This window comes from Gordonia sputi NBRC 100414 (assembly GCF_000248055.1).
Lineage (GTDB): Bacteria > Actinomycetota > Actinomycetes > Mycobacteriales > Mycobacteriaceae > Gordonia > Gordonia sputi.
Window position 1 is genome coordinate 1 of the sequence record NZ_BAFC01000010.1, and the last position, 9,415, is coordinate 9,415.

9 protein-coding genes are annotated in these 9,415 nt (G+C 62.3%); 1 reads left to right on the top strand and 8 read right to left on the bottom strand.

Annotated elements, in window-relative coordinates; all coding sequences use genetic code 11:
- Positions 1-243: 243 nt before the first annotated feature.
- From GOSPT_RS01785 to GOSPT_RS01820, 8 genes are all read right to left on the bottom strand, one after another.
- On the bottom strand, positions 244-807 hold the full coding sequence (locus GOSPT_RS01785) for a hypothetical protein (RefSeq protein WP_141630775.1): 564 nt from the start codon (positions 805-807) through the stop codon (positions 244-246).
- Between the two features lie 407 nt (positions 808-1,214).
- On the bottom strand, positions 1,215-2,735 hold the full coding sequence (locus GOSPT_RS01790; RefSeq protein WP_005202260.1) for a UvrD-helicase domain-containing protein: 1,521 nt from the start codon (positions 2,733-2,735) through the stop codon (positions 1,215-1,217).
- Entirely contained in the window at positions 2,716-4,416 is a 1,701-nt protein-coding gene (locus GOSPT_RS01795; protein ID WP_051993721.1) for an ATP-dependent nuclease, read from the bottom strand. The genes GOSPT_RS01790 and GOSPT_RS01795 overlap by 20 nt, the downstream gene beginning before the upstream one ends.
- Before the next feature lie 373 nt (positions 4,417-4,789).
- On the bottom strand, positions 4,790-5,197 hold the full coding sequence (locus tag GOSPT_RS01800) for a hypothetical protein (RefSeq protein WP_005202262.1): 408 nt from the start codon (positions 5,195-5,197) through the stop codon (positions 4,790-4,792).
- Between the two features lie 250 nt (positions 5,198-5,447).
- The gene (locus GOSPT_RS01805; protein ID WP_005202263.1) at positions 5,448-6,563 is read right to left on the bottom strand and encodes a helix-turn-helix domain-containing protein; all 1,116 of its coding nucleotides are present in this window, start codon (positions 6,561-6,563) and stop codon (positions 5,448-5,450) included.
- Positions 6,556-7,353, bottom strand: a complete 798-nt coding sequence (locus tag GOSPT_RS01810) for a hypothetical protein (protein ID WP_005202265.1) — start codon at positions 7,351-7,353, stop codon at positions 6,556-6,558. The genes GOSPT_RS01805 and GOSPT_RS01810 overlap by 8 nt, the downstream gene beginning before the upstream one ends.
- Before the next feature lie 267 nt (positions 7,354-7,620).
- Complete coding sequence (locus GOSPT_RS01815; RefSeq protein ID WP_005202267.1) at positions 7,621-8,256, bottom strand: Fic/DOC family protein; 636 nt, start codon at positions 8,254-8,256, stop codon at positions 7,621-7,623.
- 10 nt (positions 8,257-8,266) lie between these two features.
- Positions 8,267-8,452 (bottom strand): antitoxin VbhA family protein, encoded by a 186-nt coding sequence (locus tag GOSPT_RS01820; RefSeq protein WP_005202269.1) that lies wholly within the window; start codon positions 8,450-8,452, stop codon positions 8,267-8,269.
- An 807-nt stretch (positions 8,453-9,259) separates the two neighbouring features.
- Here GOSPT_RS01820 and GOSPT_RS01825 point away from each other — a divergent pair.
- A partial coding sequence (locus GOSPT_RS01825) for a transposase (protein ID WP_039854316.1) occupies positions 9,260-9,415 on the top strand: 156 nt, incomplete at its 3' end.

Genomic DNA, 9,415 nt, shown 5'->3' on the forward strand with positions numbered 1-9,415 from the left:
GTTCCTTGAGACTGATCCCGTTAACCTCGCCGTTGACACCGACGAAGCGTTGCTGGGGGGGATGGTCCCAAGCAGGTTGAGCGCGTGCAGAATCTCTGCTGTCAAGCACCCGAGTTCGTCGCTGACACCTCGTCACTCACACGCGGATTGTCCGCCGCTGCGGTTCCGACGCGATCGAATTTTACGGATGCACTCGGGCGGTCTGGCGAGGCCACCGCGATGCCCAGGACCCTGGCGAGTGCGTCAAACGTCTTCGAGGTCGTAGCCGTTCCGGCGTAGTGCCTCGAACACTTCGTCTGTTGGAACCAGTCGTCGTTGCATGAGGCGTCGTCTCGCCTCGGTGATGTAGGGGTCGCTCCCGGTGATGTCGAATGATTCGATGATCGATGACACGTCGGATTGGATGTGGTCGATCCAATTCGTGTCGCCGTTCGGCTTGTGGCGTGGGTGGCAGTCGAATCTGACTCGATCGACGAGTTCGTGAAGATCAATCTCGCGGTCGGGTGGGTATTCGCACCAGGAACTGACGTCGGCCCACCGTTCGGGTTGACAACCATCGGTGGCCACGAGTTGCCACGCCAATGGCGGAAAGAAGACCGCTGACATCGACATCATCACGGCCGGGCTATTCATTGTGGTGTTCGCATTTGAGTAGTGGCCTGCGATGGTCCCCGACACCCACGCGCTGCGGCCCTGTGCGGCAGCCAGATAGAGACGGTACTGGTCTGGAAGCTGAACCCGCTTGCTGGAGAGCAGCTGTCGGACCTGCGGCCAGTTGAAGCGGATTATCGGAGTTGTTGCGCACATGCCCAGCATGATCGACCTGGCGACCGCACCGGGCCTGATCGGGTCGTGTGGGGTGGCCTGATCCTGCGGTGACGATTGATTCAGCGACGCTAGCCACAGTGGTCTGAGAATGTCGGCCAGATGGGCGTAGGCGGTGTCGAACTGGCCGGCTGCAGTGTTGCATTTTCGACACAGCCCGCGGAACCAGACTCCTCCCTGGTCGGGGCGGCCGAGTTCGACTCGGCTGTTGTGTGCCATCCACATTGATCGGGTAACCGCATCGGTGTTACCCGAACATTGAGGCGGCACATGCGATTTCGTCATCTTCTCGACCGATCCGCACACTCCACATGGATAGCGGCCCTTGCGGGTGCGGTGGGCGACCGCCGGTTGACGACCTCCGCCACTGGTGTTGTTGGTGACGCCCGTCAGCCTCGGCCGTTCTTTGCGCGAGCCGAACCGCGTGCGGATGGTCTCGGGGCGAGTTGGGTTGGTGTGACCGTGATGTGGTCGTTCTCGCCGAGAATTGTCACGGTCTTACGTCCACGGCTCAGCGCTACGTACAGATTGTGCGCGTCACTGATCGCGCTAACGTCGGCGAGGATCGCATGGTCGTATTCAAGCCCTTTGACAAGCAGGGTTCGCGAGACGACACGACGTCGATTACCGCGACCCAAATGCCGTAGTCGATCGCGGGTCCGAGCGAGCGCGTCCACGAGATCGACTGATCCATCTTCCGCGGCGGCGGATTCCAGGATCGCGGTCCGCATGTCAGCCCACGCTTCGCGTGAGTGGAGACGAAGACACCCCGGATGGTTTCTGATATCGTCCATCGCCGCGACAAGTTCGTGCAGGGATGGGTTGGTGGTCAGAGTGGCGAGGGCACCGACTGCGTCGGCGAGTCCATCACGTCGAAGGTGCCGAATGTCTTTGCCGTGGCGGAGTTTGTCCATGATCGGCCTGTCGATACCACTGTGACCGCTGAAACACTTCTTGATCGTCTCTGCCAGCCAAAGGCTGTACTGTTCGGGAGGCGTCGCTGCGAGGCGCGTGAGCCGCTCGTTCATGAAGTTGCCGGCGATGTCTTCCATCGTCGTGTACTCGCCCGTCAGGTCTGCTGACATTCTTCGGGCCTGATCGGGCCGAGGCCCGGAGATGACAACAGCCGAATCGGTGCGCGGGATTCGTTTGACGGCGTCTCTCAGTTGCATCGAGCGACGAGCGTGCTGTGTGGCCACGAAGGTGACCCCGGGCGGCAGCGACTGTGGTGAAAGGTCCAGTGTTGCACCGGCGGTCAGTAGTGGTCGGATCGCGAGGAGCCACTCCCCGAGCGCGCTGTTGTGTTCGTGCCACCGCCACGGCTTGATCGAGGCCTGGAACGGTGGGAACGTATCGGTGACGGTGGGCCACGGCACCAGAGGGTCGGAGAACCCGAAGATTGCCTGCAACGGATCGCCGAGCACACCGATGCGTCGGATAGCTCTGGACAGCGCGACGACGAACTCATGCTGCAACTGGGAATTGTCTTGGTATTCGTCGACCAACAGGACCGCGAACGAAGCTTCGAGGACGCGGCGGATGTGTCGAGACGAGCACGTGTTAACCGCTCCCTGCAAGTAGGCCTCCGAGTCATTCCACGCCGGGACCGCGGGCACCGTGACCCCGGCCAGTGTCGGGTACGCCCGCGCAAGACGGAACGCAAAACTTGTGATGGTCGTGACCGTGAATAGCGGTGGCGCGTGGAAGTGTTTGAGCCGACGGCGAATTGCGTCCACACCGGCGTGGGTGTGGGTCAGGACCAACACCGTCGAACCCGCACGAGTGAGTGCGGTGACGGTCGCGGCAAGGAGTTGCGTCTTCCCCGTCCCGGCCGGCATCTCGACCGACGCGGGGAGTGCCTGCGAGAACGCACAACTCACCGCCGCCAGGTCAGGTGCCGGATTCGTCATGACTTGCCTTCTCGACCACGCGGGTTCCATACACTGCATGCTGCATTCTCGCCAATCCCTGGGCCAGAGGGGATATGCCGACCTCGGGCCCGTCGGACAGCAGATCACCGGGTTGTGTCGCGAGAAATCCGACGAGTCGTCGGCCCTTCTCCACGTTCTTGAACCATGTCTTCTCGTGGGCGGTGCGGGAGATGATCTCGCGGGCCTTCTCAAGAGTGGTGTTGGCTTCGATCCACGACTCGACGTCGGTCGGTGATGTGGTGCGCGGCGCGCCTCTGGATTGGAGTTGCGAGTGGATTGACTGTTGTGCGGTTTCGGCATCGTCGGCGACGCTGACCGCCAGTGCGATGAGGTCTGTCAGCGCCGGCGCATCGAGGTCGTTGCAGATCGCAGCCTCGGTATGAAAACTGTTGCCCCACTCGATGACTTGAATCCCGGTTGCGGAGAGACCAGGATACTTGGCACTGGTGACGGGGTCATCGCTGTCGGCGAACAGCGTGACCTGATACCCGGCGTCACACAGTGATTGAGCTCTGCTCGGAGCCGCGCCGCCACCTCCTTCCACGGCCACTACACCGAGTGCGGCACTGGGTGCTTGGTTGTCGCTGCTCCGCAGTCGGTCCCAGCGCTCGAGAGCTTCGAGCACGATCCCCAGTTCGGTCTTGCCTTCGCAGACGATGACGTGCTTGGCCAGAAACGCCGCCGGGGAGGAGCGCAGAGTGCACTGTAGGGAGGCGGGATCGCCCAGCAACTGGAGCGTCGTGACGCCCGACGTCGTGCGGACCGTCACCAGGTCTTGGGCATCGAGATGAACAAGCGCGGTCGGTGAGTGCGTGGTGATGAATACCTGCGCGTACGCATTGGGTGTGCGGAGGGTGGTGAGCAGGTGCGCGAGGCGATGCGGTTCGAGTCCGTATTCGACCTCGTCGACCAGCAGTATTGCGCTGCCGGCGTGTGCCAGTTGCTGGGCCGCCGCGCCGGCGAGCCGTCGGGTGCCTAACCCGAAGTTCATCAGTGGGACAGAGCCGTCGAACAGCGCAAGGTTGCCTTGCGAGTTGGTCAGCGACAGATCCAAACCGGGCTTCAGTTCGACGAAGTCGGCGCTCCCGAGTGCCTTCATTTTGTGCTGGATTTCGGTCGCGAGATCGGCCAATTCGGTGGTGACATGTGCCGACACCGCTTTGTGTGCCGCGCGGTTGGCCGCGGTCAAGGTGCTGCGGGTGCCATGTCGACTTTCGGTGAGCTTGCCCAGGGCCGACATTCGTGACCACCGCAGGTGAGCATCGACGCGCTCGTCGACGCGGTACACCCCGAAACGGCTACGCAGGCTCGACTTGACGGGCTGCCCTTCAGTGTCGCCGGGTCGGACGGCCGTCCATTGGGGCTCCAGATCATCCTCGACGCGCAACTCGATAGCGACGCACGCATCCTCAGCGTCCGCTGGATCGTGGGTCAGCTGGCCGTCGCTGTTGATGCCGCACAACATCGAGCCGAAGGCATCCAGCGACATGAGGTCCTCGGTCAGATCGTCCACCGCAATGCGGATCACGATCGGAACCGTGACGTCGGCATTGAAGAAGTCGGTGTCACGGAACTCGACGCGCCACCGATCAGTCAGGCACCGCTCGATTGCGGTGAGGACCGTCGACTTCGTTGCATCCCCCGGTCCGATGAGGGACACAAACCTCTGATCGGGCCGAAGAACCCACGCACACGATTCAATCCCCCGAAAGTGGGAAATGTCGATCCGCCGAATCCTCATGAAACCTCAACCCACTTCATCTGCGACACCCGGAAAGCCAAGCACCTCTCCGACACACCTGGGTCGAAGACATATGTTGCATCTACGTCGGCACGTAGACGACGAAGGAGATTTGGGGCCGCCGACGACCCGCCGGGTCGCGCAACGTAACCCCGAGCTATGCGCAATCCACGGCTAGGCACGCCAGAACCCGCCGCCCCACGGCCCCATCCGTGGCCGTCGATGGACAAGCACGACGGCCGCGCGCTCGCCGCACTCCTCAACGCGCGTAGGTCGATGACCGGCCGATCGCTCATTGCGCTCGCCGCACGTCTTCGGGCTTGAAGTACTCCACGAAGAGTCGGCCGAGTTCGATCCAGTCTTGCGCGGTCACATTTGAGTCGGCGTGGAGGTCGAGGGCTTCTGCAACTGTCCAGTCGTCGAGGGTGACATAGGGCGTGCACCACGTGCCGTGTTTCCAGGCGGCACATGCGCCTGATCTCCGCTCGGACTTGCCGAGACCGATCCAGAAGAGGTTTCCGGGATCGTGTCCCTTGATGCTCGGGAAGTGTCTCGCCGCACGCCAATTACGCCATGCGTGATTGAACGCGAACTCCAGTGACATCTTGCGGCTTGTCACAGCGGCAACGTCCTGTGCGAGCACACCAAGTGCCATGCCGATCACGACGGCCTTGAGTTGCTGATCTTTCGTTTGTGCCATCCGGTCTCTCTCGATGTGGAGTGTCGGTCCTCGTTCTGGGAGCAATTCCGCACGCCTTGCATATGTAGCCGCTGGGCTATTGGAGTGCCGCCACGCCGCGCGCAGTGCCCTCACGTTCTCGGTTACGACCATTCCGCTGGATTGGTTTTGTGGCTCTGGGGTTTGAGGAGATCTTGAGGCCCTGGTGCTTCCGAGTGATAGCGGTGGAAATGATGCCGTGCTTCCAGTTGCGGCGATGGTGAGGACACGCTCACTGCCTCGGCTCCTTCACGACCGTGACTGGCACCCGCGACGCCGCGATCTCGTACAGGCTCACGGGCAGCCCCGACCCGGCGAGGAAGGACTCTTCGTCGACGCCTGCGTCGCGTAGCACCTCACGTGCGCGCGGCAGCATCGAAGGCATCTCCAACGAGGAGATCCGTCCAGGCTCGGCTCGCCGCCAGCCATTCTGCGACATGCGGATGACTGCGTTGCGGTACGAGACATCGCTCATGACTCGAAGTGCACGCGCGCGGTACAGCAAGGCCGCGAGGCTCACACCCCAGTACTCCTTGAGATCTGCCAGTTGCGCCCACGCCTTGCCAGCAGTCGAGTTTGGAAGGAGCGCGGCGATTTCCGCGGCTGGCATCAGGAACTCCGCCGCGAACCGGTTGGCCTGGTCCTCCGCGACTTTGCCGCCCGGTTCCGCGTCGTGGTGCATGATCAGATGCCCAAGTTCGTGGGCAACGTCGAATCGCTGACGGTAGTAGTCGTCCTTCACGGGGTTCAGCACGATGATCGGGCGGGTTGCTGACTGCAGTGAATAGGCATCGATGGCGGCCACACCGGGTTCGCTGAACACGACCACCACGCCGCGCCGCTCCACGAGTCGTATGACGTGTTGCACTGGCCCCGGCGGAATATCGAAGTACTCCCGCGCTATTCGGGCTGCCTCCTCCGGTGCCATCGACCGCTCATCGGGATCAATCGGAAGATCTGGGAGCAGTGCCTCGGGAAATTCGACGGCGTTCTCAAGCATCCCTGCGATCTCAGCAACGAACCGGCCATACGCCTCCGCCTCGTCCTGCGCGATCTGCGGCGTCGAGCGCAGCGAGCGGAAGTTGGGCTTGTCGGTCTTCGGCGGAGCGCCGCCCGCGAAGAACTGCGGTTCGACCTGCAGTGCCAGTGCCAGCTTCGCCACCGTCGCTCGGTTGGGTTGTTTGGCTCCGCTCTCCCATGCGGTCACCGAGGCAGGTGACATCTTGATGAGTGTGGCGAGGTGAGACTTCTTGAGTCCCTTGAGCTGACGTGCCATGGTGAGGCGCTCGCCGTTGAAGAACGACGCTGCGGCCGCGAGCGTGTGGGAGGGACGATATACCTCAGCCATCCGCAATACCCGGTGCCTCGCCTGCGTCAGTCCGCTTCATCCGCACTGGGACGTCCTCGACGTCGGTCGAGGCGCCGCCGGTGGGCATCGAGGGCGTGACTGGTAGGCCGGGTCCACCGACCGGGGTGCCACCCGAGAGCAGCCGCCTCTTCCAGTGCCAGCAGGAGTCGTCGGCATACGCGGGGTTCTTGCTTTGGCCGAGGTAGAGTTCGAACTGCTTTGTTGTCGGGTTGAATGCATGCGCCGCGATGAGCGTCACCCCGGCGAAGTTGTCGTCGTCCGGGATGCCGGAGATGGTCTCGAGACCGAGTTCCTCTTTGGAGAAGAGTGCGTCATCTTCGAGGAACAGTTGGTCGGCGACGCGCTTCTTCGCGTGGCTACGCTGCACCCACTTGATCTCGTCAACCTTCCCAAATTCGCACGACTGCAACAGAACCCGGTAACCATCGATCGACCAGCCTGGTGACTGCTTGTAGTCGCAGCGCACAACCGCACCTGCTTGAAGTCTCGGCATCGACTCGAAAGCTTCTGGTGTGATGCCACGCTTGAGCACGTCCTCACCGAGACTGTCGAGCCCATCGCCCAGCTTGAAGCGGCCATTCGCCGTAGCGCGATCAACGAGATCCCTGAAGTGCGTAAAGTTGACGTAGCCGACGAAACCCTGGCCGTGGCCCTGGTCCTCGTCGTAGAGCTGATCCGTTGCTCTGAACGCCACGGGCGCCGCCCATGTCAGGACATCGATGAGGCCCGAAGTCCGGAGGCTCCCGATGGCGTCGCTTTCTGCGGTCATACACCTAAGGTACGCTCACTTCAGTAAATCCAGTGCCAGTTTTCACCGTCGGCGTGTCATGCTGCGCCCTAGTCGCATTGTCGCGGGAAGCGGTGCGCAAGTGCGCGAATGTAGTGATTCCAGTATCTGAGACCCCGATTGTCCGGTGCTTCACCTCGATGGTGGCTATAGCGTGAGTTGTGGCCTCACACAGTTACTCAACTCCCGCCAGGTACAGGTTTTGCAGTGGGTAGCGGGCACTCTCGGCGCCGGCGACTGCGATTCGCCTCAATACGCGGGGTGATCGTCGATGATGTTGGTGAACATGTGGATGAGGCCGCTTAGGTCGCCGGTGTCGCGGGCGTCGTGGCATGCGGTGTGGAGTTCGGTCGAGTCGGTGCGCTCCCAGTCGAGTCCACAACCTCGTTCGGCGAGTAGTTGGTCGAAGAACTCACGGGTGCTGCGCCCGTTGCCCTCGCGGAATGGGTGGGCGAAGTTCACGTAGTCGTAGAGGTAGGCGACCGTTCGGGGCAGTTGGTCTGGTGTCACTGCCCGGAGTTGATCACTTCGAGCGATCTCGTCGGCGACGTGGTTCATCGGCTGACCGATATTTGCCGGCGGACAGAACGCCACACCGCCTTTGTTGAGTCCGACGGTGCGGACTTCGCCGGCCCACTCGTATACGTCACAGAAAAGTTGGCGGTGGATCGCGCACAGGTGGGCAAGGTCGTAACTGCGTGGACCTGTGAGCACCGGGTTCTCGCGAAGCTCGAGGAGTCGGTATTCGCTCAGGTCGACCTCAGCGTCGGTGAGCTCGTCGTGCGTGGTCGCGTGAACAAGGTTGCGCAGCACCGAGGATGCGGGGATGAAGTATCCCGTCCAATTGCGATCGAGGTCGCCGGTATCCCATGGCCGCGTCGTCACGGCGCGCGGCCTATGGGAGGTTGTAGCGCTGACGGACGAGTTGGCCGAGTTGGGTCAAGTCGATCTCGCCCTTTGCATAGGCCACCTGGTCGGCGCGAGTGGCGTCGGTGCTGCGGACACCTTCGAGTGCGGTGGTCCGCCGGATTGCGCGGACACGGCGCACACGGCGCGAGACCTCGTCGCGACGTTCCGTCATCTGGGCACCCACTTTCGTCAGTATTGAAAGTCAATTCTACCGTCTGGGTCTGACATCTAGTCCGCAGGTGGCGGCGCGTCAGATGGATCGCTACTCGCGGGTGCCGACGGCCCGGGAGGCGTTCTCGGCCTCTCGTGACCGGGTCGTGCGACGAGGTTGGCACGGCATGATTGTGGGAGTTTCAGCTGTACCGCGGGTTGGCGGAGCCGATGCCCCGTTCGGCCCGCTCGGGGTCGGGCGGTAGGCGGCCTCCGAACGAGCTTTGGCGACATCGCCGGTCACACTGCCGACAGGATGTCCGCCAGCCCGATGACGGTTACCAACTGCCGCGAGGTCCCAAACGGGGCCCAAAACTCGCTGGTCAGGAAGTCGCCGGACATTCGCCACCGACTTTGACAAGAATTTGGGCTCGCGATTTTCACCCGAGATGGCGAGCCGCAGGTCAGAGCTTCGACGCTCGCCACTCCCCTTGCTCGTTCACAACGACGACGACTGTTGATGATCACCGGGATTGGCGGAATTGTCATCCATTTGGCGAGTCGTCAGTCTGTTCTGTCGTAGTTTGACTACGCGTCCATCGCTTGAGTAACAGCGTTGCGCAGCGTTTATCGTTCGTTGTGGCGACGCATGCACTTGTAACCGGCCGTGCTGCTTTGGGATTCAGCTTCTGTCGCCACTGACGTAAACGGCTTCGCCGTCTGCCCATTGCGTCACTGTGACGTATTTGGCGTGTCCCCCGTGAGCCGGTCCGGGTTGTTTTAGAGTCCTGATTGCCCTGATGAGGGCGGAGAAGGGACGATGAGGATCATGGCAGGACGCAAGCGTCACTCGGCGGAGGACATCGTGCGCAAATTGCGCCGGGCCGATGAGTTGGCTGCGGAAGGCAAGACCGGCGAGGAGATCGCCGCTGATCTCGAGGTGTCGGCGGCGACGTTGTACAACTGGCGCCGCCAGTACGGCGGT

Bases quoted from the DNA above. Each gene is read 5' to 3' on its own strand.
- GOSPT_RS01805 (WP_005202263.1), bottom strand. From the start codon at position 6,563: ATGGCTGAGGTATATCGTCCCTCCCACACGCTCGCGGCCGCAGCGTCG.
- GOSPT_RS01800 (WP_005202262.1), bottom strand. From the start codon at position 5,197: ATGGCACAAACGAAAGATCAGCAACTCAAGGCCGTCGTGATCGGCATG.
- GOSPT_RS01820 (WP_005202269.1), bottom strand. From the start codon at position 8,452: ATGACGGAACGTCGCGACGAGGTCTCGCGCCGTGTGCGCCGTGTCCGC.
- GOSPT_RS01785 (WP_141630775.1), bottom strand. From the start codon at position 807: ATGTGCGCAACAACTCCGATAATCCGCTTCAACTGGCCGCAGGTCCGA.
- GOSPT_RS01810 (WP_005202265.1), bottom strand. From the start codon at position 7,353: ATGACCGCAGAAAGCGACGCCATCGGGAGCCTCCGGACTTCGGGCCTC.
- GOSPT_RS01790 (WP_005202260.1), bottom strand. From the start codon at position 2,735: ATGACGAATCCGGCACCTGACCTGGCGGCGGTGAGTTGTGCGTTCTCG.